Source organism: Streptomyces sp. NPDC052687 (assembly GCF_040678395.1).
Classification (GTDB): domain Bacteria; phylum Actinomycetota; class Actinomycetes; order Streptomycetales; family Streptomycetaceae; genus Streptomyces.
Window position 1 is genome coordinate 23,757 of record NZ_JBFATR010000027.1, and the last position, 23,998, is coordinate 47,754.

The following is a 23,998-nucleotide window of genomic DNA, read 5'->3' on the forward strand; positions in this document are numbered from 1 at the left end:
CGCTCAGCTCCCGGTGCGCGCCCGCGCGATGAGGAGCGCGACGTCGTCGTGGTTGTCGGGGTGGTGCAGCGTACGCAGCAGCAGGTCGCAGATCTCCTCCAGCGGGCGCGCCGGACCGTTCAGCAGGGACATCAGGGTGTCCAGCCGCTCGTCGAGGGAGTGCCGGCGGGTCTCGACCAGTCCGTCGGTGTAGAGGACGAGCTGGTCGCCCGGGTCCAGGTCGAACACCGTCGTCGAGAAGGCGACCCCGCCCACGCCCAGCGGCGCCCCGGTGGGCAGGTCGAGCAGTTCCGGCCCGTTCCCGGCGCGCACCCGCACAGGCGGCAGATGCCCCGCGTTCGCGATCCGGCACTGCCGCAGCCGCGGATCGTGGACGGCGTACAGGCAGGTGGCGATCGAGTGATCCAGGCCGGCCGTGATCCGGTCCAGGTGCTCCAGCAGCCGCGCCGGATCGAGATCGAGCGCGGCCAGCGTGTTGGTCGCGGTGCGCAGCCGGCCCATCGTCGCGGCGGCGTTGATGCCGCTGCCCATCACATCGCCGACCACCAGCGCCGTCTTGCCGTCCTCCAGCGGGATCACGTCGAACCAGTCCCCGCCGACCTCGACGGTGGCCCCGGCCGGCTGGTAGCGGGAGGCCACCTCCAGGCCGCCGGTGACCGGGGGGTGGCTGGGCAGCAGGCTGCGCTGCAGGGTGAGGGCGGTGTTGCGGGCGTTCTGGTACCAGCGGGCGTTGTCGATCTGCACCGCGGCCCGTGCCGCCAGCTCCCGCGCCAGCAGCAGATCGTCCTCCCCGAACGGCATCGGATTGCCGGTCCGCTTCAGATCCAGCGCGCCCAGCACCTCACCGCGCGCGATCAGCGGCACGGCCAGATACGAGTGCACGCCCGCCCGGCTGAGCAGCACCGCCGCCTCCGGGGAGCGCGCGATACGCGGCAGATCCTCGTCCTTCACCTGCGGCAGCAGCACCGGCCGCCCCGTGCGCACACACTGCGTGACCAGCCGGTCGGGCCCGTACCGGGCCACCTGCCCCGGCGGGTCGGCGGCCCTCAGCGCCTCCGGTGAGCCCTCGGCGCGCACCGCCAGCGCCCGGATCACCGCCGGCTCGGCCGGGCCGACCGTGCTGGGCCGGCCCTCCACCACCGCCGCCAGCAGATCCACGGCCGCCACGTCCGCCAGCTCCGGCACGGCCACCTCGGCCAGCTCCCGCGCGGTCAGCTCCAGATCGAGGGTGGTGCCGATCCGGGTGGACGCGTCGGCGATCAGGGCGAGCCGGCGCCGCGCCGCCTCCGCCTCCACCCCGGCCCGGTACTGCTCGGTGACGTCCACCACCGACATCGCCACCCCCAGCACCGTGCCCAGCGTGTCCTCCAGCCGGTACAGCGACACCGACCAGGCCCGGTCCTCGTCCGGGTCGGCCGCGGTCCGCCCGATCGTGGACCGGTCGACGACCGACCGCCCGGTCTCCAGCACCCGGCGCGCCGCCTCCTCCAGGGCGTCGGCGTCCATCCCCGGCGCCACCTCGCGCACCGTCCGCCCCAGGTGCTGCTCGGCCGGGACGCCGTCGATCCGCTCCAGCGCGGGGTTCACGGACACGTACCGCAGCCCGCCGTCCAGCACCGCCAGCCCGATGGGCGACTGCGCCACGATTCGGGACGACAGCGCGACGTCCCGCTCCAGCCGCCGCACGGTCGAGTGGTCGGCGGCGAGCCCCAGGGCGTAGACGTCGCCCCGGTCGTCCAGCAGCCGCATGTTGCGGAACTCCACCAACCGGGTGCTGCCGTCCTTGCGCCGCACCGGGAACGCGCCCGCCCAGCCCCGCCCGGTGGACAGCACGTCGTTGAACAGCTGCACGACCAGGTCCAGGTGCTGCTCGTGCACCATCAGCCGGGCCGCGTACCGGCCCAGCGCCTCGGCCGCCGGATAGCCGAACAGCTCCTCCGCCTGCGGACTCCACAGCACGATGCGGCCGTCGGCGTCCAGCACCACCGAGGCCACGCCCAGCTCGTCCAGCAGCCCGCTGGGCCGCGCCGCACCGCGGCCCGGCCCGGCTCCGTCCGCCACGGGTGGCCCGGTTGAACCCATCGCACGCACCGCCTTCGCCTCCGGCACGCCCGCCCCCGTGCCGACTCCCCTTGTCGTCCTGCGCTCAACCATCTCTCTTACGCCACCCCGCCCCTCTCCACCATCCCCCGATACGGCCCGGCTGGTCGGACGAATCACCCGGAGGCGGTGCGCGACGGGTGGTACGGCCGGGGCGCGGCCGCACCGCCGGGGGACCGCCGCCCGGGTACCGCCGCCGGTGGTGCTCGGCTGGGGCTGGTGCTTTCCTGGGGGAGTGCGGGCGGCTGCGCGGGGCACTCGCGCATCTCCGGCACTGCCACGAGAGGAGCGGTCACCATGAACGGCGAACGGTCGCACCCCGAGTCCGTCTCCGTGGAGATCAGCGGGTGCAGCAAGGAGGACGCCCGGATCGTGTTCGACACCCTGTGCGCGTGTTTCGCGTCCGACCGGTGCGCGGACGACGTGCCCGAGCAGTGGCACGAGTCCCGTCCGATGGTCTGGCTCGGCACCTTCGACGTCGCCGAGCCCCACGAGGGCGCGCGTCCCGCCCGGCTCTCGGCCCCCGTCACGGCCGACGTCCAGGGCGGCTACTGGGCGATCGACAAGTTCCGTACCACCCTCGACTCGCTGTTCTCCGTCCATGACCTCAGCACGGCCTCCGGCGACCAGGAGCGGGAACTGCACCTGATCCTGGAGAGCCGCTGATCCACACTGGTCCACACGGGTGAGCGGGCGGTCACCGGCTGCGGCCGGTGACCGCCCGCTTCCGTGCGCGGAGCCCGTCGCACAGCGCGAGCCGGCGCGTCGCTGTGGAGCCCGTCAGGTGCTGCTCCGTGCCGCGCTGTGGAGCCCGTCACGTGCTCCCCCGTGCCGCGCTGTGTGTCCGGTCACGTCTCCCCGCCCGGTGTTGTGCAACTAGTTGCACAAAGGGTGCGCGGTCCTCTACAACTACAGGGCACCAGTCCGCGCACGGAGGCGTCGATGAGCCGTTACCCGCACCTGCTGAGCCCGCTCGACCTGGGCTTCACCACCCTGCCCAACCGCGTCCTGATGGGCTCCATGCACGTCGGCCTGGAGGAGGCCGAGGGCGGCTTCGAGCGGATGGCGGCCTTCTACGCCGAACGCGCCCGCGGCGGCGTGGGCCTCATCGTCACCGGCGGCATCGCCCCCAACGACGAGGGCCGGCCCTACGAGGGCGGAGCCAAGCTCACCACCGAGGCGGAGGCCGAGCGGCACCGGGTCGTCACCGAGGCCGTGCACCGCGAGGGCGGCCGGATCGCCCTCCAGATCCTCCACTTCGGCCGCTACGCCTACCACCGCGACCTGGTCGCCCCGAGCCCCCTCCAGGCGCCGATCAGCCCCTTCCCGCCGCGCGAGCTGACCGACGCCGACATCGAGCGCACCATCGACGACTACGCGCGCACCGCGCGCCTCGCCCGCGAGGCCGGCTACGACGGCGTCGAGATCATGGGCTCCGAGGGCTACCTCATCAACGAGTTCATCGCCGCGCCCACCAACCGGCGCACCGACCGCTGGGGCGGCTCCTACGAGAACCGCATGCGCTTCCCCGTCGAGATCGTCCGCCGGGTGCGCGAGGCCGTCGGCGAGGACTTCATCGTCGTCTACCGGCTGTCCATGCTCGACCTGGTGCCCGGCGGCTCCACCCTGGACGAGGTGATCACCCTCGCCAAGGCCGTCGAGGCCGCCGGGGCGACCATCATCAACACCGGCATCGGCTGGCACGAGGCCCGCATCCCCACCATCGCCACCTCCGTGCCGCGCGGCGCCTACACCTGGGTCACCAAGCGGCTGATGGGCGAGGTCTCCGTCCCGCTCGTCACCACCAACCGCATCAACACCCCCGAACTGGCCGAGCAGCTGCTCGCCGACGGCACCGCCGACATGGTCTCCATGGCCCGCCCGATGCTCGCCGACCCGGAGTTCGTGAAGAAGGCCGCCGCCGGCACCCCCGAGGCCATCAACACCTGCATCGGCTGCAACCAGGCCTGCCTCGACCACACCTTCAGCGGCCAGATCACCTCCTGCCTCGTCAACCCGCGCGCCTGCCACGAGACCCAGCTCGTGCTCTCCCCGACCCGGCGCCGCAAGCGGATCGCCGTCGTCGGCGCCGGACCGGCCGGCCTGGCCTGCGCCGTCTCCGCCGCCGAACGCGGCCACCAGGTCACCCTGTACGACGCCGCCGCCGAGATCGGCGGCCAGCTCAACGTGGCCCGCCGGGTCCCCGGCAAGCAGGAGTTCGACGAGACCCTGCGCTACTTCCGCCACCAGCTCGACGCCCACGGCGTGGACGTACGGCTGAACACCCGGGTGGACGCCGCGGACCTCGCCGACTACGACGACGTCGTGGTGGCCACCGGCGTCACCCCGCGCACCCCCGACATCCCCGGCGTCGACCACCCGAGCGTCCTCGGCTACCTCGACGTGCTGCGCGACGGCGCCCCCGTCGGCGACCGCGTCGCCATCCTCGGCGCCGGCGGCATCGGCTTCGACGTCGCCGAGTACCTGACCGACAGCGGCGACAAGGCGAGCGAGGACCCCGAGACGTACTTCCGCCACTGGGGCGTGGACATGGCGTACACCGGCCCCGGCGGCCTCGCCGCCCCCGAGCGGCCCGCGCCGCCGCGCACCGTGCACCTGCTGCAGCGCAAGACCAGCAAGGTCGGCGCGGGCCTCGGCAAGACCACCGGCTGGATCCACCGCACCGAGCTGAAGCACCGCGGCGTCACCATGGTCCCCGGCGTGCGCTACGACCGGATCGACGACGCCGGTCTGCACATCACGGTCGGCGAGGAGAGCACCGTGCTGGAGGTCGACACCATCGTGCTGTGCACCGGCCAGGAACCGCGCCGCGACCTCTACGACGCGCTGGTCGCCGCCAACCGCCCCGCCCACCTCATCGGCGGCGCCGACGTGGCCGCCGAACTGGACGCCAAGCGCGCCATCAAGCAGGGCACGGAACTGGCGGCGGCGCTCTGAGCCGGACCGGGGGCCGTCCCTAGGATGGCCCCCATGTCACTCCCGCACGCGATCCTCACCGCTCTGCTCGAAAAGCCCTCCTCGGGGCTGGAGCTGACCCGCCGGTTCGACAAGTCGATCGGCTACTTCTGGTCGGCGACACACCAGCAGATCTATCGCGAGCTGGGAAAACTGGAGGCCGACGGCCTGATCCGGGCGCTGCCGAGCGCACAGCCCGCCCGCGGGCAGAAGAAGAGCTACGAGGTGCTCCCCGCGGGCCGCGCCGAGCTGGCCCGCTGGACCGCCGCGTCCCAGGACCCCAAGCCGCACCGCGACACCCTGCTGCTGCGGCTGCGCGCCGGGGCGGTGGTCGGCACCGAGGGTCTGGAGGAGGACCTGCGCCGTCACCTGGAGCTGCACCGGCGTCAGCTCGCCGAGTACCGGGAGATCGAGAAGCGGGACTTCCCGCCCGGCCGGGACAGCGCCCAGGACCGGCTGCGCCATCTGGTGCTGCGGGCCGGCATCGATCTGGAGACGTTCTGGACCCAGTGGCTCACCCACGCGCTGGCGGAGTTCGCCGAGCTGCCGCCCGAGCAGAGCCGGTAGGGCCCGCCCCGCAGCAGAGCCGGTAGGGCCCGCCCCGCAGCAGAGTCGGTAGGGCCTGCCCCGCAGCAGAGCCGGTAGGGCCTGCCCCGCAGCGGAGCCGGTGCGGCCCGCCGCCTGAGCGGAGCCGGTGCGGCCCGCCCTTGGCCGGAGCCGGTGGGGCCGCCGCCGGGTCAGATCCGGTGGGGCTTGGCCCGGCGGCGCAGGAACCAGCCCGTCGCGATGACGCCGGTGCCGACCAGCACCCCGCCCGCCACCATCGTGACCGTGCCGTAGTCCTTCGTACCGCCGCCCACGCCGCCCATCACACCCCGCGACGGGGAGGCCGTCGGGGAGGGGGTGGGGGTAGCGGCAGAGGAGACGATGACGGACTGGGTGCCCGCGGTGGTGCCGTTGGAGCACACCAGGACCACCGTGTACGTCCCCGGGCTGACGCTGGACCAGGCGGCGGACTGCACGCTCGCGGTCCCGGTCAGCGCCGCCTGCCGGCCCTGGGCGAAGCTGGTCTGGCTGCTGTTGAGCAGCGAGGCGTTGCCCCAGCTGCCGCCGACCTGGGTGCAGGCGCTGGTCGTCACCGAGACCGTGGAGCCGCTGGTGCTCACCGAGATGCCGGAGACCGCGCCGGCCGGCTGTGCGGCGAGGCCGAGGGGCAGCGCGGCGGCGGCTGCCACGGCGAGGCCGCAGCGGAGGAATCCTTGAGATCTGCTCATGGGAGATGTCCTTCCGGCGGCACGGTTGGCGGTACATCCCTTGCGCCGCCGGGGTCGGGAAACGCCCGTGCTGCCTCGGGGTCAGCCAACGTGCCCCCAGCGGGTCCCGCATGCGGGCGGCCCCCGGGCAGGTGACGGATTACCCCGTCCGGGGGGCGGGGCGGACGCGTCACCGCCCGGTGGTGACCGTCCGTTCCGCCGAGAACCCGCCCCAGGTGCCGTCCGGCAGCTTGGCGCGGATGCGCACCCGGTGCCGTACGCCGTCCTCCCGGCCGAGGTAGAAGCTGTACGTCGCCTTCTCACGCGGCGCGGACCCGCCCCAGACGAGGGAGGTGGCGGCCCGGCCGTCGAGGTGGATCTGGTACTCGGTGACGACCCCGTCGGCTCGCGGCGGCACCCAGGACAGGTCGAGGTAGTGGGCGCCGCCCTCCGCGTGCGTGGTGGCACGGAAGCCGGTGGGCGCGGTGTCGCGGCCGTCGTCGTCGCCCGGCGCGGTGGTGAGCCGGACGGCGGCGCTCGCGGGGGAGACGTTGTCCGCGGCGTCCCGGGCCCGGACGGTGAAGGTGTAACGCGTGCCCGGCCGCAGGCCCGTGACGACCGTCCCGGTCTGGTTCCCGCCCACACTGTGGATCTTCGTGCCGCCCTGATGGATGTCGTACGACACCACACCCCGGTCGTCGGTCGCCGCCTTCCAGGTGAGCTGGACGGCCCGGCTCCCGGTCGTCCGTCCGCGCACCCCGCCCGGCCGCGAGGGTGCCGAGCGGTCGGCCGCGACGGCGGCGGGGGTGGTGGCCCGCACCTCCCGGCTGGGCGGGCCGAGCCGTCCGTCGGCGTCCCGCGCGCGGACGGTGAACACATAGGTGGTGGCCGGCCGCAGCCGGGTGACGTCCACCATGTGCCGGGACGCGGGGACCTCGCGGACCTTGGTGGTGCCGCGGTACACCTCGTAGGCGCGCACGCCCGTCTGCGCGGCGGCGGCGTTCCACATCACGTGCACGCTGGTCGCGCTGCCGGCCGCCGCGGTGACCCCGGTCGGCGCTCCGGGAGCCGGGCGGTCCGTGCCGTCCCCGCCCCCGCCGCAGGACGACACCACCAGCGTCAGGGCGCCACAGACCAGCAGCGCGGGTACGGGAACGCGTCGCACGGTTCGGCCTCCCGGTGGGCGGGACGAGAACGACGGAATGGTCCGGACCAATATGACCCTCTGGCGCGATCACATCAAGAGGGCGGGTGTGTTGCGGGCCTTCGCGCGGGGGTGCGTATGCTGAACCTTCCCACGGACGAACTTCCCCGAGCCGGTGGGGAGTTCGCGTCCGGGGCGCGGGTATCGCTGTCGTCGCTCGTCCCGCGTCCGGTGCGGGCGGCCGGGCGGCCGCGACCCGACAGGGAGTCAGGCGCCCGGCCCCCACCGGAGAACGAGCCCGTGCACCGTCCGGCCCCTTGCGACTGGCCACTCGATCGCGGGGCCCGCAGATTGGCCTGAGTGCCCGTCAGTTCCCCGGAGAAGAGGCCCCCTTATCGTGCGTGTCCCGTCCCTCACGCTGGCCGCGGCAGGCGCCGCCCTGCTCGCCCCGGCGGCGTTCCCCGGCTCCACCGCCCTCGCCACCACCACCCCCGCTGCCGCCGCCGCTCCTGCCTCCCCGCGCGTGACGCCGGACGCGCCCCGCGAGGGCGCCGTGAGCGCCTCCGCCCTGCTGGCCGGAGCCCGGGACTGCGCCCCCGTCTCCCGAGGCCGTTACCGCAGCGACGACGGCGCGCCCGCGGACATCCCGGTGTGCGGCTCCCGCGGCGCCGTCTTCTGGAAGGCGGACCTGGACATCGACTGCGACGGCCGGCCCGGCCGCCGCTGCAACGGCGACACCGACCCGACCTTCTCCGCGAGCACGGCCTTCGCCCAGTCCGACGGCCGCTTCCTGGACGCCGGGCGGCTGCCCTTCATCGTCGTCCCGGCTCCCAGCCGGATCTGGGACCACCGTGCCGACGGTGTGCGCGGTGGCTCGGTGGTGGCCGTCGTGTACCGCGACCGGGTGCAGTACGCGGTCGTCGGCGACGTCGGACCCGGCCACATCATCGGCGAGGCGTCGTACGCCACGGCCGCACGGCTCGGCATCGACCCCGACCCGCGCGGCGGCGGCACGGACTCCGGCGTCACCTACATCGTCTTCAGGAACTCCCGCGCGTCGCCGATCGAGAGCCACGCCGCCGCGGTGACGGAGGGGGAGCGGCTGGCACGGCAGTGGATCGGGGGAGACTGACCGGCGCGCGGCATGCGGCGCGGCCGCGAGCGGGCGGGGGCCGGGACTTGGTGTGGGCCCAGGGCCCGGGGCGGGACCGGAAGCCCGCGTGGCACCGGGGCCAGGTACGGAACCGGCAACCGGTACGGAACCTGCACCCGGAGGGGAGGCAGGGACCCGGCACGAAACCGGGTCCTGGCGGGGGACCGGGGACCGGTACGGAACCGGGTCCCGGCGTGGGACCGGGGACCGGTGTACGGAACCGGCAACCGGCGCGGAACGGCGCCGGAGTCGAACCAGGGACCCGGCGCGGGACCGGAGCCCGGCGCGGTCCCGGAACCCGGCGTGGAGCCAGGACCGGGACCGGGACCGGACGACCTCCGTCGCGGTTCCGGCCCCGGTCCCGGTTACGCCGCCGTACGCCTCACACCTTGCGGTAGTCGTACGCCTCGGCCGCCGCCGCGACCACCGCGTCCAGGTCAGCGCCGGTGGCGGCCGTGACCACCGCGGCGACGGCGCCCTCCACGAAGGGCGCGTCCACCAGGCGCGTGTTCCCGGGCAGTTCGTCGCCCTCCGCGAGCAGCGCCTTCACCGTGAGGACGGCGCTGCCCAGGTCGGTGAGCACGGCGACCCCGGCGCCGCGGTCCACGGCCGCGGCGGCCGCCGCGATCAGCTCCGCGCTGGTGCCGAGTCCACCGCCCTCCGTGCCGCCGGCCGGCGCGACCGGCACCGCCGCAGCGCCGCCGGCCAGCCCGCGGGCGAGGTCGGCGACGGAGGCCGCGACCTCGGCGCTGTGCGACACCAGCACGATGCCCACCCGCTTGTCGTCCGTCCCGTCACTCACCGGCGGCCTCCGCGAGACCCGCGACCAGCAGCGCCGCCGAGGTGGCACCGGGGTCCTGATGACCGATGCTGCGCTCGCCGAGATAACTCGCCCGCCCCTTGCGGGCCTGCAACGGCGTGGTCGCGAGAGCGCCCTGCTCGGCGGCGGCACGCGCCGCGCCGAAGCCGTCACCGAGCGCGTCCACCGCCGGCACCAGCGCGTCGATCATGGTCTTGTCGCCCGGCGCGGCCCCGCCCAGCGCCATCACCGCCTCCACCCCGGCCCGCAGCGCCTGCGCCAGCTGCTCCTCACTCACCTCGGCGGCATCGCCGAGCGCCTTGCCGGTACGCCGCAGCAGCGTGCCGTACAGCGGCCCGGAGGCACCCCCCACCGTGGAGATGAGCTGCCGTCCGGCCAGCGTCAGCACACCACCCGGAGTGCCGGGGGCCTCCTTCTCCAGCGCCGCGGTCACCGCGGCGAACCCGCGGGTCAGATTGCTGCCGTGGTCGGCGTCCCCGATGGGGGAGTCGAGGGCCGTGAGCCGTTCCGCCTCGCGGTCCACGGACGCGGCGGTCGCCGTCATCCAACGGCGGAAGAAATCGGCGTCGAGCACGGAATCTCCTTGCGTGGTTGGTCGGTTGATCGCGTCGGCCGGGGTCACACACCCCAGCGCAGGCCCGGCGTGCGCACCGGCGCGTCCCACAGCCGCAGCAGCTCCTCGTCGATCTGGCACAGGGTGACGGAGGCGCCCGCCATGTCGAGGGACGTCACATAGTTGCCGACCAGCGTGCGGGCCACGGCGACACCGCGCGCGGCCAGCACCCGCTGGACCTCCGCGTTGAACCCGTACAGCTCCAGCAGCGGCGTCGCGCCCATGCCGTTCACCAGGACCAGCACGGGATTGCGCGGCTCCAGGTCCTCCAGCACCGCGTGCACCGCGACGTCGGCGATCTCCCCGGACGTCATCATGGGCCGCCGCTCACGCCCCGGCTCGCCGTGGATGCCGATGCCCAACTCCAGCTCACCCGGCGGCAGATCGAACGTGGGGCTGCCCTTCGCGGGCGTCGTACAGGCGCTGAGCGCCATCCCGAAGCTGCGGGAACTCTCGTTGACCTGCCGGGCGATCGCCTCCACCCGCTCCAGCGGCTGCCCCTCCTCCGCGGCGGCGCCCGCGATCTTCTCCACGAACAGCGTGGCACCCGTGCCGCGCCGCCCCGCGGTGTACAGACTGTCGGTGACCGCCACGTCGTCGTCGACCAGCACCTTGGCGATCCGGATGCCCTCGTCCTCGGCGAGCTCCGCGGCCATGTCGAAGTTCAGCACGTCACCGGTGTAGTTCTTCACGACGAACAGCACGCCCGCGCCACTGTCCACGGCCGCAGCCGCCCGCACCATCTGGTCCGGCACCGGGGAGGTGAACACCTCGCCCGGACAGGCCGCGGCCAGCATTCCGAGGCCCACGAACCCCCCGTGCAACGGCTCGTGCCCCGAGCCCCCACCCGAAACGAGGGCCACCTTCCCGGCGACCGGCGCGTCCCGCCGCACGATCACCCGGTTCTCCACATCGACGGTCAGCTCCGGATGCGCGGCGGCCATACCCCGCAGCGCGTCCGCGACGACGGTCTCCGGCACGTTGATGAGCATTTTCACGGGTACCTCCTGAAGAGATCGGCAGGCGGCTCTGTGACCTCATGCCGACGGTGGCGACGGTGTGTCGGGTGGTGACGGCTCGGCGGACGTGGAGTGACAGGTGCTCGCTGAGGGCAGTATCGACCTTGCGACCGCGAAGTTCACGTGGGCCGCCGGTGGCGTGGCCGTGCGAAGCGGCCACAGGCCGTGCGGCGGAGCCCGCCCCGTGCCCGTCATGGCACGATGCCCCTTCAGCCACACCGCCCAAGGGGGACCCATGCGCACCCGCGCCACCACCACCATGCTCGCCGCCGTCCTGCTGCTCGCGCTCACCGCCTGCTCGTCATCCGACGACGACGGCACCGACGCCGCACCCACCGGCACGCCGAGTACCCCGGCCGCCGGCAGCGCCACCACCACCAGCGCGACGCCCGCCGAGACGCCGGCCGACGCCGCCGAGCTGGAACGCGCAGTCCGGGCCTACACCGCCGCCTACTTCGCCGACAAGCCGGACACCACCTACGGCATGCTGTCCGCCCGCTGCGAGGAACGCATCACCCCCGAGGCCATGGCCGCACTCACCGAGCGCGCCGTCGGCGACTATGGGCGGCAGGACGTGCAGCGCTTCCGGATCGACCAGCTGTCGGGGGAGATGGCACGCGTCTCGTACGGCGTCGGTCTGCCGAAGTTCGACCAGAAGCAGCAGCCGTGGGTGCGGGAAGACGGCGCCTGGAAGTACGACGCCTGCTGAACGCCACGCTACCGGCCCCGCCGACGCCGGGTCGACGGGGCCTCGTCGTACGCGTGCATGGCGCCGACCATGTCACCGCCCGAGCCCGGACAGAGCGGCAGGCAACCGCCCGAGCTGCGGAAGCTCGGATGTAGGCTCGGATCTGCTTCACCGGATGGCCCAGCCGGTCCGCCAGGGCCGCCGGCTCGTCCCCGCTGAACCAGAGGCGTGCAGGGTTCCCAGCGGCGGACGGCGGCCGTTACCGCGTCGTCCACGTCACGTCGATCTCTACGTTCACGGCGTCGGCAGCCCCGGGGGCCGTCTCCTCGACGAGCGCGACGACGCGATCGGCCGCTCTTGGCCGCGACGGCGGCAGTGTGCATGCCCTCGCACGGCGGCGTACGACGCGCCGACCGATGCGGGCGGGGCCGACCGGCTCTCGCGGCGGGACCGCCGGGGGAGGGCGGCGACGCTGCTCCGGGACGATCAAGGCCCGAGGTTCATGGCAAGGCCGAAACAGCGATGACCCGCGGGCATGGCAGCCCCCGCGCGACGCGGTCTTCCGCCCTCCTCCACGATTGCGGCATGATGGCGTCCATGACCGCAGACCGAAAGGCCGATGCCGCGTAGACGGCCCGGCAGGCTCCGCGCCGACCGACGACAGGGCCCGCGCACCTGGAGCGATCCGCCGCCAAGTCGGATCCACTGGCTCTCGACCCGTACCAGCTTGGCGATACACCGAGTCGAGAGACTCTCGACCGACTACTACGTGTACCCGGGCGCCACAGACCGAGCGTTGAGGCGGTACCGAGCCTTTGCGCTCTCACCGGGATGCCGCTCCCTGTACCCGCAGCTCGCGGAGTGCTCGTGCCGCGGGTGTTCCTTCGACGATGTGCGGCACGCGAGGGACGTCCTTGAGGAAGTCCTGAAGCAACTGCCGGGGCGTGCTCACAGGGAACTGAGGCGTCGGGTGGCTTCTCTTGACGCAGCGTACCTCCGGCGCACCCTGCCGGATCCGTTCGCTGACCAACGTCAGTGGCGTTCCGGACTCTGGTGGCGTCGCCGTCTCGCCACCGGCAGGGAGGGCTCGTGAACCTCAGCGCCCTCCGCGGCCACTCCTGAACGGTCCGTCGCCCCAGCGGCGGGTGCGGCCGTTCGAGCGGGTACCTTTCGCTGTGATGTACGGGCGGCTCGGCCGCCGCGCGGAAGGAACGAACCCTGAACACCCAGCTCGCGGAGACACTGTCCGCGGCCCTGCTCGTCCTGGTGCTGGCCTGTGCCATCATCCGCCCCTTCGGCTGGCCGGAGGCCGTGGTGGCCGTGCCCGCGGCGGCCCTGGTGATCGCCACGGGGGCGCTCCCACCGGACGCCGCGCTGGACGAGGTCGAACGGCTCGCACCGGTCATCGGCTTCCTGGCGGCTGTGCTCGTCCTGGCTCAGCTCTGCGACGACGACGGGCTGTTCCACGCCTGCGGGGCGTGGATGGCGCGCACGGCGGCCGGCCGGCCGCGGCGGCTGCTGGCCCAGGTCTTCATGGCCGCGTCGGCCATCACCGCCGTGCTCAGCCTGGACGCCACGGTCGTCCTGCTGACACCGGTCGTGTTCGCCACCGCCGCCCGGCTCGGCGCCCGCTCAAAACCGCATGTCTACGCCTGCACCCACCTGTCGAACACGGCCTCGCTGCTGCTGCCCGTCTCGAACCTGACCAACCTGCTGGCGTTCACGGCGAGCGGTCTGAGCTTCACCCGGTTCGCCGCGCTGATGGCCCTGCCGTGGGTGGCCGCGATCGCCGTCGAGTACCTGGTCTTCCGCCGTTTCTTCGCCACCGAGCTGGACGCCGGGGCGCAGGCCGCCCCCGTGGGCGAGCCGCCGCCGCTGCCGGTGTTCGCCCTGGTGACCGTGGGGTGCACGCTGGCCGGGTTCGTGCTGGCCTCGGCGGTCGGCGTCGACCCGGCCTGGGCGGCCCTGGCGGGCGCCCTGGTCCTCGCCGTGCGGTCCCTGCTCCGGCGCCGCACCACACCCCGGGCGCTGCTGAGCGCGGCCTCCGTGCCCTTCCTCGCCTTCGTACTGGCGCTGGGCGTCGTGGTCCGGGCGGTCGTGGACAACGGGCTGGACGAGGCTCTGGGACACCTGATCCCCGAGGGCACCGGGCTGGTGGCACTGTTCGCGCTCGCCGCGCTGGCCGCCGTCCTCGCGAACGTGATCAACAATCTGCCCGCGGTGCTGGTGCTGCTGCCGCTGACCGCCCCGTCGGGGCCCGGCGCGGTCCTCGCCGTCCTGCTCGGGGTGAACATCGGCCCCAACCTCACCTACGCGGGCTCGCTGGCCACCCTGCTGTGGCGGCGCATCGTCCATGCCCACGAGGAGGAGGTCGAGCTGCGGGAGTTCACCCGGCTCGGGGTGTTCGCGGTACCGGCGAGTCTGGCGGCCGCCGTGGTGGCACTGTGGGTCTCGCTGGCGGTGATCGGAGGAGGCTGACCCCATGGCCGTGGTCGTCTGGATCGTCGAGGGCACCTGGCCCGCCTGCGTGGACGCCGCGCGGGCCCACGCCCCGGCGGACACCGGGATCGTCCTGCTGCACGTCACCCCGGCCGATGTCCCCGGCGCCGCCCACGGTGCCTTCGCCGGGCTGCTCGGCCGTGGCCACCCGGAGCGCGACCCGGGCACGCGGGTGGAACACCTCGCCGCCGCCTCCGCGCGGGTCCTGCTCCAGGCCGCCGCCGACCGGCTGGGCCTGCCCTGCACACGGGTCGAGCGGACCGGGCGCGTCGAACGCGAGGTGGTCGCCGCGGCCGAGGGCTGCGAACTGCTGATCCTGGCCCGCGACGGCGACCGTACCCACCTCGGCCCGCACAGCCTCGGCCCCGCCGGCCGCTTCGTCGTCGACCACGCGCCCTGCCCGGTGCTGCTGGTCTGGCCGGAGGCTCCGCCGGTGCCGCCCCCGTCGACGCCACCGCCGCCGCCCCGCCCCTGACGGGTGACGGAACCGGCACCCGACGGCCGTCCGGTCAGGGGACGATCTCGTCCAGCAGTTCCGGGCCGTTGTTACGGGTGTTGTTGACGGCCGGGGAGACGGGGCGGGCGGCGAGGTCGCCGTTCGCGGGCTGGGTGAGCAGGGCGCGCAGGTCCGCGGTGTCGTCGTGGCGGGGGTCGAGCCACGCCTCGTAGTGGTCCGGGGGCAGGGCGAGCGGCATGCGCGGATGGACGCGCCCGGCCGCGTCGGTGGCCTCGGTGGTGATGACGGTGCAGGTCATCAGCCAGGCGGCGGGATCGTCGTCGTTCTCGACCCCGGGGTCGCGCCAGTACTCGTACAGGCCCGCGAGGGCCAGGACCTGCCCGTCGGCGGGGTGGATGAAGTAGGGCTGCTTGCGGGTCTTGCCGGTGGCGGGGTCCTTCAGCGGGGTCCACTCGTAGAAACCGTCCGCCGGGAGCAGGCAGCGGCGCCGGGCGAAGGCGCGGCGGTAGGCCGGTTTGTCGTGCACCGTCTCCACCCGCGCGTTGATCAGCCGGGAGCCGATCTTCGGGTCCCTGGCCCAGGAGGGCACCAGCCCCCAGCGCAGCCGCCGCAGTTCCCGGCGCACGGGCGCGTCGGTGCCCGGTGCGCGCGGGGTGCGTTCCAGGACGGCGTAGACCTCGTCGGTCGGTGCGACGTTCCAGTTGGGGGCCAGTGTCTCGGCGGGGTGCCATTCGGCGACGTCGAACAGCCGGACCAGGTCCTGCGGACTGCGGGTGGAGGCGTAGCGGCCGCACATACCGCCACTGTGCCACGACGTTCCACCCGCGCGTCGGAACCGGGATCGGGCCGCCGGCTCAGCGGGGCTCGGCCGCCGCGGACATCACCCGGCCGGCCCCGGCGCGGACCGCGTCCGCCGGTGCCGGCCCCCCGACCCATCTGCCCACGGCCATCTCGGCGGTGATGCCGGGGCCGAAGCCCGCGAGGATGCCGGGCGCTCCGTGCGGGACACCGCCCTCCTCGCACAGGCGCCGGAACGCGTCCAGGACGACGGCGCTGGCGATGTTGCCGTACTGGGTGAGCGTGGCCCGGCTGTGCCGGAAGGCGTGCGGCTCGACGTGCAGGAAACGGCACAGGTCGTCGAGGATGCGGGGACCGCCGGCGTGGACGATGTAGTAGCCGAGGCGGGAGGCGTTCCAGCCGTGTGCGGCGGCGAGGTCGCTCAGGACCGGGGCGAGCGGTTCCATGGTGGTCGGGACGCGCTTGTCGAGCCGGAAGTGGAATCCGGTCGCCTTGACGGCGTAGGAGATCCAGTCCTCGGTGTGCGGGATCAGGTAGGACGCGTTGCGCTCCAGCCGCAGCCCGCGTCCGCCCCGGCCCCGTACGACCGCGGCGGCGACCGCGTCGCCGAACAGGCCGTCGGACAGCAGGGAACCGATGTCCACGTCGGTGGGCTGGTAGCACAGGCTGCAGAACTCGCAGGAGACGATGAGGACGTTGCTGCCGGGGTAGGCGGCGCAGAAGTCGTGGGCCCGGTTGATCGCCGCGCCCCCGGCCGCGCAGCCCAGCTGGGCGATGGGCAGCTGGCGGGTGTCGGGCCGGAAGCCCATGCGGTTGATCAGCCACGCGGTCAGCGACGGCATCATGAAGCCCGTGCAGGACACGTAGATGATGGCGTCCGTCTCGGCCGGGGTCAGCTCGGCGTGGTCGAGCGCGCGCTGCACGACCGCGGGCACCCGCTCCTTCGCCTGGGCCTCGTAGACGCGGTTGCGTTCCTCGAAGCCGGGGTGGCGCAGGGTCTGCTCGAGGGGCTGGACGATGTGACGCTTCTGTACTCCGGTGTTGCGGATGAGCTTGAGTGCGAGGGGGAGCTGAGGGTGCCGGGCGTGCCGGCGTTCCGCCAGGGCGAGCGTCTCCTCGGCGGTGATGACGTGCTCGGGGACGTCGACGGCGGGTTGGCACAGTACGGGCATGAGGCTCGGCCTTTCACTCGTGCTGGGCGGAGGACCGGCAGCGAAGAGAGGGCGGCGGCTCGGTGGGAGACGCGGGGATCACCGGCAGGTCCCCGGTCCCCGCTCCCGCTCGTCACCGGCCGCGGGTCATCCGCCCCCGCCCCACGGTCGTGAGCGCCGGTCCACTGCACGAGTGAAAGCCTTCCGCCGGTGCGGAGAAGAGTGGGGATGGGCCGGACGGGTGATTCCGGTATCCGGTGGGGGTCTGTGCGACCTCCCCGGTGGCGGCGGTGCAGTGCCGGGGGGAAAATGCACGGCCGCCCTTCTTCGGCGCCCTTCGTCGGTACCGGTCGGACGCACCGGTCGGTGGCGCCCTTCGGTGGCGGCGGTTGGACGCGCCGGTCGGTGGGCGCGGGTCGGTTGCGGCGGTCGGTGGCGGCGGTGAAGCGCCGGGGGCGGCGATCGGCGGCCGCCCTCCCGCGGCGCCCGTCGCGACCGCTCAGCTCGCGCGTGCGACGACCTGTCCGACGACGGAGAAGCTCCGCTCGCACCGCGGGCAGGTCGCCTCGCCGAAGGCGTGGGTCAGGGCCCGGGCCACATCCTCGTGGCCGTCCGCCAGGGCCAGCTCGTGGAGCCGGCGGCCCAGGCCGTCGAGGGCGGCGGGAGCGGCCGGACGGAGGGGGAGGGTGCGGACCTCGTCGGAGAGGGCGTAGTCCTCCGACGTGCTGAAGAAGCCCCGCTCGCCGATGACCACCCACACCACCGAGCAGCCGTCCGGGTCGGGGCACTCCAGCTCGTACTCCTCGCTGACGATGCCCCAGATCAGGTCCTCCGCCCAGTCGACGTCGCCCTCCAGGTGCAGCACCGCCTCCAGCAGGTGGCAGTAGTCGTCGCGGCCCGGTGTGGACGTCCGCCACCGATGGGCGGCGGCCAGCAGGCGTGCGACATCGCGGGCGTGCTGCTCGCGCAGTGTCCGTGTCTCGTGCCGGTGGTCGGCCTGGGCGAGGAGGGCACCGGCCAGGTGGAGCGCCGAGGCCGCCGTGCCGGCGTCGTCGCCTTCCGCCATGGCCGCCAGGGCGGGGAACACACGCGGGTCGCGGACGTCGAGGGTGCCGTTGTGGTACAGGCCCGTCCACAGGTCGCTCCAGACCTGACCGTCCCGGCCGGTGGCGGCACGGTCCAGCAGGGTGGCGAGGAGGCGGCCGGAGCGTTCGTCGTGCCGGGGCCCGCCGGCCGGGGATCCACTCGTCATCACGTCATCCAAGCAGATCCGCCGACCCATCGGTCTCGGTGCGTGCGGCTGCCCCGTGACTGCCCGTCGCAGGGAACGCCGGAGGAGCCCGTCGTGAGCACCGGCCGGTCCGCGGGCGAGGCCCTCCTGCGCCCGGTGGGCCGGCACGAACAGGCTCAGACGCCGTTTATTCGGTGAGTCGGCGGTGGCTGATGAGGGCTGCGGCGATGCCGACGAAGGCCAGGAAGTGTTCTTACCGGCATCGTTGACCAGGAGCTCGCCGATCTCATCCGGCCGGGCTGACCCCCACATAGGCGTGCGTCCTTGCGGTGGCGTCATGCCCGGGAGCGACGGACGTCCTTCTGGCCGCTTCCAGTGCGCCACACTGGAGGGAGGCGGCCGACGCTGTTGCTCAACCTCCCCTTGGCCGCTGCCAAGTTGGGGGAAATCATTGGCGGGCTCGCCTCCCCATGACCCGGATCCCGAGCGCCGTACGCGCGCCCACCATGCCCACGCCGCCCAGGCCTTGGACGTCCAGGCAGAGTCGGGCGGGGAGTTCTTGGAGGGCGGGCGCACTTTGGGTGCCAGGGCCCGCACCGCCGCCGACGGCCGACAGTCCGGCTGCGGCTGGTGTCCGCCCCACAGGACGAGGCGTCGGGGCAGCTATGGGACGGCGCCCTGGACGCACAGCAGCGTCGACTACCGCGCCGGCCTGGTCCGCCGCCGCGCCTTGGACCTGTACGAGGCGATCCCCGCCCAGCACCCCCGCGAGCACGCTGTACGGGAAGGACGCGACGCTGTGGCCAGCTGAGAACGACGGCTTCCACAGCGGGCAGGCCAGGTCGGTCCCGACGCAGTGACAGCAGTCTTCCTCCCCGGGCCTTCCGCTTGCGCCGGTGGTGGGCGAGGGCCTGGGTGACGGCGCGTCGTTCGGCCACGGGCGGGATGCCGTCGACCAGGGCGAGGGTCTGGGTGACGTCGTTGACGTTGGCCGCGGTGGTGATGACCTTGAGCGGGGTGCCGCGTCCGTCGCAGATCAGGTGGTGCTTGCTACCCGTCTTCCGTAGGTCGACCGGCGACGGACCAGTGTCGGCGCCCCCTTTCTCGCGCGGATGTGGGAGCGTCCATCGCGGGACCAGTCGAGTTCGCCGACCGCGTTCAGCTCGGCGAGCAGGACGCGGTGCAGTTGGTCGACGTCTGATACTGCAACGGTCTTCGGCGTGACTGGTTGCCTGGCTGTTCGCTGGACTGGGCTCAGATGGGGATCTTGGTGATGTCAGGGCGTAACGGAGGGGCTAGCGAGGTGCCGCGAGTACGTCCCGGAGTACGTCCGCGAGCGTGACGCGGGCCAGTTCGTGTCTCACGGTCTCCTCGATACCCTCGTAGATGCTCTGCATTGCCGGCTGGATGCCGTGACCCACCACGCATCCCTGGTCCGGGGTGGTGCGGTGCATGGCGAACAGCGGGCCGGGTTCCACTGCCTCGTACACGTCGAGCAGGGTCATCGACTCCAGCTCGCGTGCCAGCGACCAGCCCGCGCCCGCGCCCCGCCGGGACTCCACGAGCCCGGCCCTGCGCAGCTCGCCGAGCAGCCGTCTGATCACCACGGGGTTGGTGTTCGCGCTGGTCGCGATCTGCTCGGAGGTGGCGACCTCATGGCCTTGGCGCTGGTAGAGGCCGATCCAGGCCAGCGCGTGGGCGGCGATGGTCAGCCTGCTGTTGGCGCTCATGGGCTCCTCCTCTCAGCCACAACGCTTCATGTTACGGCCGTCGTAACGGTGAATGTTGCAACAGCCTGTCGTAACAATTAATGTTGCGACTGTCGCAAAGGGTCAATCGGCGAGGTGAGAAGAATGAGCAAGCCACTCACGGGCAAAGTCGCCCTGGTCACGGGGGGATCGCGCGGACTGGGAGCCGCGACCGTACGGCTGCTGGCCGAGCAAGGCGCCGACGTCGCCTTCACCTACGTCAGCTCCGAGAAGCAGGCGCAGACCGTCGTCGACGAGGTGCGCGGCAAGGGAGCCAAGGCCGTCGCCTTCAGGTCCGACCAGGCGGACACGAGCCGGGCGCCGGCGCTGATCGACGACGTGGTCGCGCACTTCGGCGGCCTGGACATCCTCGTCAACAACGCGGCGATTTCGGTGGAGCAGGGCCGCAGGGTGGACGACCCGGACGCCGACACCGCGGCGCTGGACCGGATGCACGCCACCAACTACCTCGGCGTGATCGCCGTCATCCGGGCCGCCTCCCGAGTGCTGCGCACGGGCGGCCGCATCATCACGGTGAGTTCCGGACTGGGTTCCCGGGTCGGCGTCCCGGGCGTTGCCGACTACTCGGCGACCAAGTCAGGCATCGAGAGGTACACCATGGGGGTCGCACGGGACCTCGGGCCCCGCAACATCACGGCCAACGTCGTGGAAGCCGGGCTGATGGACAGCGGCATGCAACCGCCGGACCCCGACACCCTCAAGGTCCTGCTCAGCTCGCTGTCCCTGCAACGCCTGGGGCACCCCGACGAAATCGCCGCGGCGATCGCCTTCCTGGCGAGCCCCGCCGCTTCGTACGTCACGGGCGCGGTGCTGGACGCCCACGGCGGCTACAACGCCTGAACCCGAACCCTGCCGCGCGCCCCGAAGGACATCGCGCCTATGGGGCGCGCACTGCCAACGACCCGTGTGTGCGTGGACACGCCTCAAGAAGCCCGGATCGTGATCGTGTGACGAGCTCTGTGCGACAACTGCCGTTTTCGCTCACCCGTCACCCGATCAGTGGCCACGCTGAAAAGACTCATTGAGTACGCGAGGGTGATCATTCCTGCAGACACGCAGACAACTGGGCAGCCGCAGACAACCGGCGCCCAGCCAGGGGGCAGCGCCCCCAGCGACCACCGGTTGCGCTTCGGGCGCCGTTCTATTCGGTGAGTGACGGTGGCTGATGAGGGCTGCGGCGATGCCGGCGAAACCCATGAAGTGTCCGGCTTTCGCTCGTAACGTCGGTGCAGCCGGCCAGCCCCGGACACGGTCCTTTCGACGACCCAGGGGCGGTGCCCCGGCCGAGCCGCCTGGACGACTCGATGCCCTTGCGGGCGATGCGGTGGCGGATGCGACGCTCGCGGAGCCATTTCCGCAGGTGGTTGTAGTCGTAGCCGTTGTCGGCATGAAATTGGCCGGACGCCGGCGGCGGGGTCCGCGGCGGGAGGGACGGGCGGGATCTCCCGCACGAGCGGCTGCAGACCGAGGCTTCGATCCCCGGCTTGCCACGGTCGGTCGAATTCGGTCCGGTCAGTGACCCCCTTTTGTCGCCGGCACGCTGACGACGGGTGGTCATGCACCGCCCAACAGGGCGCGCAACCTGGCCAACTCCGGCCTCGGCTTCCCGGGCGGCTGGACGGCCCGCAGCTGGGAGACCGTCACCCGCTCGCTGGGCGACCTCCTCGGAGCGCTGCCCGCCGAGACCGCCGCCCTCGGCATCAGGATCGGGATGCCGCTCTACGGGCGAACGCCCACGGCGCGCCCATCCTGTTCGACGTGGCGTGCGGCGCCCGGCTGACGATCGGCTGCTTCGCCGCAGATGACATCGGTCCGGCGGCACTCGGCTGGGGCACGGTCGCCGAACAACCGCGTACGGCTTCGGTCTTCGGCGACGACGACCCCTCTGGCGCGTCGACGCGGGCGGACCCGGCGAGCCGCAGGGCCGCGCACTCGCGGAGATGCTCGTGGCCACGGCGCGGGCGAGCGGGGTGAGCGAGCCTCCCGGCCTGATCGTCGGCCGCGAGGCCGAGTACGTGGACGGTTATGACGTCACCTACTACGGGCTCGGCCTTCCGACCGGATGACCGGGGGCGGACGAGGGGCGGGTGCGCAGGGGAGGGACCCTGCGCACCCTGGGTGGTTGGTCCCGGTCAGGGGCCGACGGTGATCTGCTGGGCCGGGTCGGTCGTGTCGGACACCGTGTAGGCCAGGTTGACGGTCGAGGTCGTCGCGCTGGTCGGGCAGCCGAACGTGCCGGTGACGGTCACGGGTACGACGGCGTTGACGAAGGCCAGGTTGGACGGCGCGCCGTTGGTCCAGGTGCCGGTGATGGACGCGGGGCCGCTCGGCGCGGAGACGATGGTGCAGGAGGCGAGACCGGTGGTCTTCACGACCAGGCCGCCCTGCGGGACGGTCAGGGTCCCCGTGTCCGGGGAACCGTTCTGGACCGAGATCCCCCAGGTGCCGCTGGTGGTGACGGTGGGGGTCACGCCGGGCAGGCTCGACGTGCAGGAACTGAAGGTGGGCGCGGCGAGCGTGGAGGCCACCGGGCCCGCGGCGTTGTGGTTGCCGGGGGCGGCCGGGACCTGACCGGTCGTCGCCGAGACGGAACAGGTCAGGGTCACACTGCCGGACTTGAAGGTGGCCTTGCCGGACAGGGTGGCCTTGTAGGCGTGCCCGGCCGGGGAGACGGTGGTCGACTCGGCGGCGGACGACGCCTCGGTGGCGGAGCGCGCCTCGGCGGTGGAGCCGGCGATCAGTAACGCGGCGGTCGCGGCGACGCCGGTGCCGGTGGCGAGCAGGGCCCGTACACCGTGGGGACGTGACGGCATGTCGTGCTCCTTTCTCTTTCTCCTCGGTGGTGGTCGACCTCTTCAGCGGCGGTCGACGGATGTGGGGTGAGCGGAGGGGGTGACGCGGTGGGGGGCGGCGCCGGGTGGGGTGACGTCGTGCGACTCGGTGGACGCGGTCGGCTCGGCAGACCCGGCGGGCTCGGTGGACCCGCTCGGCTCGGCGGCCTCCGCGCCCCTGGCACGCTCCGCCTGGTCCGCGACCGGCGGCACCGGCTGCCAGGCGAAGATCATGGATCCGCCGACGATGCCCAGGAGGGTGCCGATCAGGAACCCGCCCAGGTTGGACATGACCAGGGCGGCGACGGCGAGGAGCACGGTGACCACGCCGGCCAGCCCGCGGTAGTGCGGGGCGACCCACGCGGACAGGCCCATCACGATCATCATCAGGCCGAGCAGGACCGACGGGAGCCCGGCGATGCCCTGCTGGAGCATGACCTCCAGCGGAGCCAGGGGCAGGACGCTGATCTCCGTGCCGGCGAGGACGGTGACCAGGCCGCCCCAGAAGGGCCGGCCGCGGCGCCAGGCGCGCCACGTGCGCCGGCTCAGAAACATTCCTTCTTCCCCTTGGTGATCTTCATCTTGAGCCCGGAGAGCTTGAAGGTGCCGGCGTTGGCGGCCCACGCCACCTGCTTGAGGTTGGTGATGGAGAGGTCGTCGGCCTGCTGGGAGAAGGCGTCCTGCATGCCCTGCGCGCCGTCGGGCCCCTTGTCGAGCGTGGAGGCGTCCCGGCCGATCTCGATGTTGTTGAAGGAGGCGTTGCCCTCCAGCTGGGTGGCGTCGAGGAACAGGTCCTTGGCCTCGACGGGGGTGGCGCCGGTCCCGGCGGTGAGGTTGAGCGAGATGTCACCGAGCACCGGGAGACTCGTGACCACGGACTGGCACAGGCTGTCGATCTTCGCGGTCCTGATGCCGACGGTGGCGACCGGGAGCAGATCGCCCCGGACGTTGGTGTCGATGTTGCCGTACTGGGCGAAGCCCTCCCCGGTGAGCCGGTCGGCGGAGACCTTGAACTGCTGGCCCGAGACGGCGAACGAGGCGGCGAGCGCGCCCTGGGCGAGGGCGATCCCGAGGGCGGCGGTGGCCGCGCAGCCGGGGACGGCGAGCAGCGCGAACCGCCGCCACCGGATCCGGCCCACTACCTGTCTGCCTTGTTCGTCTTTCATCCTCTTTGTCCTTTCGGTGGCGGAAAAGAGCACCCTGTGGGGAAGAGGCGTGGTGGATCGACGGCGTGAGCGGGGCGGGTGAGGGCCGCGCCAGGGTCGCGCCGAAGGAGGTCGTGCGAGGGTTACTGGCGAGTCAGGTTAAAGGCGCCAGCGGGTGTTGGCATAGTTGCCGGACGAACAGAAATTCGGTCATGTTTCCGCTGTGCGCGAGGGCGGGGAACCGCTTTCTTCCGGCCGCTCAGGGCGCCGATCCCGGTGCGGTTGACCATGGCCGGTTCGCTGTGCGGGACCGTTCTCCACCTCCGTCAGGGAGACGCACGTCACATTCCT

Annotated in this window: 22 protein-coding genes and 2 pseudogenes; 9 read left to right on the top strand and 15 right to left on the bottom strand. The window is 73.0% G+C overall.

The annotated features are described in order from the left end of the window. Nucleotides 1-3: 3 nt before the first annotated feature. A complete protein-coding gene (locus tag AB0K92_RS21410) occupies nt 4-2,082 on the bottom strand; it encodes a SpoIIE family protein phosphatase (RefSeq protein WP_365925088.1) in 2,079 nt (692 codons plus the stop codon). Nucleotides 2,083-2,397: 315 nt separating this feature from the next. Between AB0K92_RS21410 and AB0K92_RS21415 the strand changes: the two genes are divergently transcribed. From AB0K92_RS21415 to AB0K92_RS21425, 3 genes are all read left to right on the top strand, one after another. Next, nucleotides 2,398-2,766, top strand: a complete 369-nt coding sequence (locus AB0K92_RS21415) for a hypothetical protein (protein WP_365925090.1) — start codon at nt 2,398-2,400, stop codon at nt 2,764-2,766. 276 nt (nt 2,767-3,042) lie between these two features. Next, entirely contained in the window at nt 3,043-5,058 is a 2,016-nt protein-coding gene (locus AB0K92_RS21420; RefSeq protein WP_365925092.1) for an NADPH-dependent 2,4-dienoyl-CoA reductase, read from the top strand. A gap of 33 nt (nt 5,059-5,091) precedes the next feature. Further along, nucleotides 5,092-5,643: a PadR family transcriptional regulator gene (locus AB0K92_RS21425; RefSeq protein ID WP_365925094.1), complete on the top strand. Its 552-nt coding sequence runs from the start codon at nt 5,092-5,094 to the stop codon at nt 5,641-5,643. Between the two features lie 170 nt (nt 5,644-5,813). Here the strand turns inward: AB0K92_RS21425 and AB0K92_RS21430 are convergent, their stop codons facing one another. Next, a complete protein-coding gene (locus AB0K92_RS21430) occupies nt 5,814-6,350 on the bottom strand; it encodes a hypothetical protein (protein ID WP_365925096.1) in 537 nt (178 codons plus the stop codon). A gap of 169 nt (nt 6,351-6,519) precedes the next feature. Continuing rightward, nucleotides 6,520-7,494 carry a fibronectin type III domain-containing protein gene (locus tag AB0K92_RS21435; RefSeq protein ID WP_365925098.1) on the bottom strand — a complete coding sequence of 325 codons (975 nt, stop codon included), beginning with the start codon at nt 7,492-7,494 and terminating at the stop codon, nt 6,520-6,522. Nucleotides 7,495-7,870: 376 nt separating this feature from the next. On the opposite strand from AB0K92_RS21435, the gene AB0K92_RS21440 reads away from it, so the two are divergent. Continuing rightward, nucleotides 7,871-8,605 (top strand): glycoside hydrolase family 75 protein, encoded by a 735-nt coding sequence (locus AB0K92_RS21440; protein ID WP_365925100.1) that lies wholly within the window; start codon nt 7,871-7,873, stop codon nt 8,603-8,605. 403 nt (nt 8,606-9,008) lie between these two features. Here AB0K92_RS21440 and AB0K92_RS21445 read toward each other — a convergent pair whose 3' ends face one another. The 3 genes from AB0K92_RS21445 to dhaK are packed head-to-tail and all read right to left on the bottom strand — an operon-like array spanning nt 9,009 to nt 11,057. Further along, a complete protein-coding gene (locus tag AB0K92_RS21445) occupies nt 9,009-9,428 on the bottom strand; it encodes a PTS fructose transporter subunit IIA (protein WP_365925102.1) in 420 nt (139 codons plus the stop codon). Beyond that, nucleotides 9,421-10,020 (bottom strand): dihydroxyacetone kinase subunit DhaL, encoded by a 600-nt coding sequence (gene dhaL, locus AB0K92_RS21450; protein ID WP_365925104.1) that lies wholly within the window; start codon nt 10,018-10,020, stop codon nt 9,421-9,423. Before dhaL ends, AB0K92_RS21445 begins: the two co-directional genes overlap by 8 nt. A gap of 44 nt (nt 10,021-10,064) precedes the next feature. Next, nucleotides 10,065-11,057, bottom strand: a complete 993-nt coding sequence (dhaK, locus tag AB0K92_RS21455; protein ID WP_365925106.1) for a dihydroxyacetone kinase subunit DhaK — start codon at nt 11,055-11,057, stop codon at nt 10,065-10,067. A 256-nt stretch (nt 11,058-11,313) separates the two neighbouring features. Between dhaK and AB0K92_RS21460 the strand changes: the two genes are divergently transcribed. The 3 genes from AB0K92_RS21460 to AB0K92_RS21470 all read left to right on the top strand — a co-directional run bounded on the left by AB0K92_RS21460 (nt 11,314) and on the right by AB0K92_RS21470 (nt 14,740). Continuing rightward, nucleotides 11,314-11,787 (top strand): hypothetical protein, encoded by a 474-nt coding sequence (locus AB0K92_RS21460; protein WP_365925108.1) that lies wholly within the window; start codon nt 11,314-11,316, stop codon nt 11,785-11,787. Between the two features lie 1,197 nt (nt 11,788-12,984). Then, the gene (locus tag AB0K92_RS21465) at nt 12,985-14,244 is read left to right on the top strand and encodes an SLC13 family permease (protein ID WP_365925209.1); all 1,260 of its coding nucleotides are present in this window, start codon (nt 12,985-12,987) and stop codon (nt 14,242-14,244) included. Between the two features lie 4 nt (nt 14,245-14,248). Beyond that, nucleotides 14,249-14,740 (top strand): universal stress protein, encoded by a 492-nt coding sequence (locus AB0K92_RS21470; protein ID WP_365925110.1) that lies wholly within the window; start codon nt 14,249-14,251, stop codon nt 14,738-14,740. A gap of 34 nt (nt 14,741-14,774) precedes the next feature. Here AB0K92_RS21470 and AB0K92_RS21475 read toward each other — a convergent pair whose 3' ends face one another. The 5 genes and pseudogenes from AB0K92_RS21475 to AB0K92_RS21495 all read right to left on the bottom strand — a co-directional run bounded on the left by AB0K92_RS21475 (nt 14,775) and on the right by AB0K92_RS21495 (nt 19,632). Then, nucleotides 14,775-15,518, bottom strand: a complete 744-nt coding sequence (locus tag AB0K92_RS21475; RefSeq protein WP_365925112.1) for an SOS response-associated peptidase — start codon at nt 15,516-15,518, stop codon at nt 14,775-14,777. Between the two features lie 58 nt (nt 15,519-15,576). Beyond that, a complete protein-coding gene (locus tag AB0K92_RS21480) occupies nt 15,577-16,692 on the bottom strand; it encodes a type III polyketide synthase (protein WP_365925114.1) in 1,116 nt (371 codons plus the stop codon). Nucleotides 16,693-17,170: 478 nt separating this feature from the next. Further along, nucleotides 17,171-17,923: a hypothetical protein gene (locus tag AB0K92_RS21485; protein ID WP_365925116.1), complete on the bottom strand. Its 753-nt coding sequence runs from the start codon at nt 17,921-17,923 to the stop codon at nt 17,171-17,173. 902 nt (nt 17,924-18,825) lie between these two features. Continuing rightward, a pseudogene (locus AB0K92_RS21490) lies at nt 18,826-19,088 on the bottom strand (transposase); the annotation flags it as partial. A gap of 109 nt (nt 19,089-19,197) precedes the next feature. Then, entirely contained in the window at nt 19,198-19,632 is a 435-nt protein-coding gene (locus tag AB0K92_RS21495; RefSeq protein ID WP_165995584.1) for an Rrf2 family transcriptional regulator, read from the bottom strand. Between the two features lie 123 nt (nt 19,633-19,755). Here AB0K92_RS21495 and AB0K92_RS21500 point away from each other — a divergent pair, with 123 nt between their 5' ends. After that, a complete protein-coding gene (locus tag AB0K92_RS21500) occupies nt 19,756-20,511 on the top strand; it encodes an SDR family oxidoreductase (protein ID WP_365925119.1) in 756 nt (251 codons plus the stop codon). Nucleotides 20,512-20,915: 404 nt separating this feature from the next. On the opposite strand, the pseudogene AB0K92_RS21505 reads toward AB0K92_RS21500, so the two are convergent. Beyond that, nucleotides 20,916-21,067 (bottom strand): annotated as a pseudogene (locus AB0K92_RS21505) (IS5/IS1182 family transposase); the annotation flags it as partial. 544 nt (nt 21,068-21,611) lie between these two features. Between AB0K92_RS21505 and AB0K92_RS21510 the strand changes: the two are divergent. Beyond that, on the top strand, nt 21,612-21,737 hold the full coding sequence (locus AB0K92_RS21510; protein ID WP_365925121.1) for a hypothetical protein: 126 nt from the start codon (nt 21,612-21,614) through the stop codon (nt 21,735-21,737). Nucleotides 21,738-21,803: 66 nt separating this feature from the next. On the opposite strand, the gene AB0K92_RS21515 is transcribed toward AB0K92_RS21510, so the two are convergent. From AB0K92_RS21515 to AB0K92_RS21525, 3 genes are read right to left on the bottom strand one after another with little or no spacing between them, the layout of a single operon-like run. Further along, nucleotides 21,804-22,484, bottom strand: coding sequence for a hypothetical protein (locus AB0K92_RS21515; protein WP_165995579.1), 681 nt, complete (start codon nt 22,482-22,484; stop codon nt 21,804-21,806). A 42-nt stretch (nt 22,485-22,526) separates the two neighbouring features. Next, nucleotides 22,527-23,057 (bottom strand): DUF6114 domain-containing protein, encoded by a 531-nt coding sequence (locus AB0K92_RS21520; RefSeq protein WP_365925123.1) that lies wholly within the window; start codon nt 23,055-23,057, stop codon nt 22,527-22,529. Next, entirely contained in the window at nt 23,048-23,668 is a 621-nt protein-coding gene (locus AB0K92_RS21525; protein ID WP_365925125.1) for a DUF6230 family protein, read from the bottom strand. Before AB0K92_RS21525 ends, AB0K92_RS21520 begins: the two co-directional genes overlap by 10 nt. Nucleotides 23,669-23,998: the final 330 nt, after the last annotated feature.

Bases quoted from the DNA above. Each gene is read 5' to 3' on its own strand.
- AB0K92_RS21470 (WP_365925110.1), top strand. From the start codon at position 14,249: ATGGCCGTGGTCGTCTGGATCGTCGAGGGCACCTGGCCCGCCTGCGTG.
- AB0K92_RS21525 (WP_365925125.1), bottom strand. From the start codon at position 23,668: ATGAAAGACGAACAAGGCAGACAGGTAGTGGGCCGGATCCGGTGGCGG.
- AB0K92_RS21480 (WP_365925114.1), bottom strand. From the start codon at position 16,692: ATGCCCGTACTGTGCCAACCCGCCGTCGACGTCCCCGAGCACGTCATC.
- AB0K92_RS21425 (WP_365925094.1), top strand. From the start codon at position 5,092: ATGTCACTCCCGCACGCGATCCTCACCGCTCTGCTCGAAAAGCCCTCC.
- AB0K92_RS21430 (WP_365925096.1), bottom strand. From the start codon at position 6,350: ATGAGCAGATCTCAAGGATTCCTCCGCTGCGGCCTCGCCGTGGCAGCC.
- AB0K92_RS21415 (WP_365925090.1), top strand. From the start codon at position 2,398: ATGAACGGCGAACGGTCGCACCCCGAGTCCGTCTCCGTGGAGATCAGC.
- AB0K92_RS21410 (WP_365925088.1), bottom strand. From the start codon at position 2,082: ATGGGTTCAACCGGGCCACCCGTGGCGGACGGAGCCGGGCCGGGCCGC.
- AB0K92_RS21460 (WP_365925108.1), top strand. From the start codon at position 11,314: ATGCGCACCCGCGCCACCACCACCATGCTCGCCGCCGTCCTGCTGCTC.
- AB0K92_RS21495 (WP_165995584.1), bottom strand. From the start codon at position 19,632: ATGAGCGCCAACAGCAGGCTGACCATCGCCGCCCACGCGCTGGCCTGG.
- AB0K92_RS21515 (WP_165995579.1), bottom strand. From the start codon at position 22,484: ATGCCGTCACGTCCCCACGGTGTACGGGCCCTGCTCGCCACCGGCACC.
- AB0K92_RS21520 (WP_365925123.1), bottom strand. From the start codon at position 23,057: ATGTTTCTGAGCCGGCGCACGTGGCGCGCCTGGCGCCGCGGCCGGCCC.
- AB0K92_RS21500 (WP_365925119.1), top strand. From the start codon at position 19,756: ATGAGCAAGCCACTCACGGGCAAAGTCGCCCTGGTCACGGGGGGATCG.
- AB0K92_RS21485 (WP_365925116.1), bottom strand. From the start codon at position 17,923: ATGACGAGTGGATCCCCGGCCGGCGGGCCCCGGCACGACGAACGCTCC.
- AB0K92_RS21475 (WP_365925112.1), bottom strand. From the start codon at position 15,518: ATGTGCGGCCGCTACGCCTCCACCCGCAGTCCGCAGGACCTGGTCCGG.
- AB0K92_RS21510 (WP_365925121.1), top strand. From the start codon at position 21,612: ATGCTCGTGGCCACGGCGCGGGCGAGCGGGGTGAGCGAGCCTCCCGGC.
- AB0K92_RS21420 (WP_365925092.1), top strand. From the start codon at position 3,043: ATGAGCCGTTACCCGCACCTGCTGAGCCCGCTCGACCTGGGCTTCACC.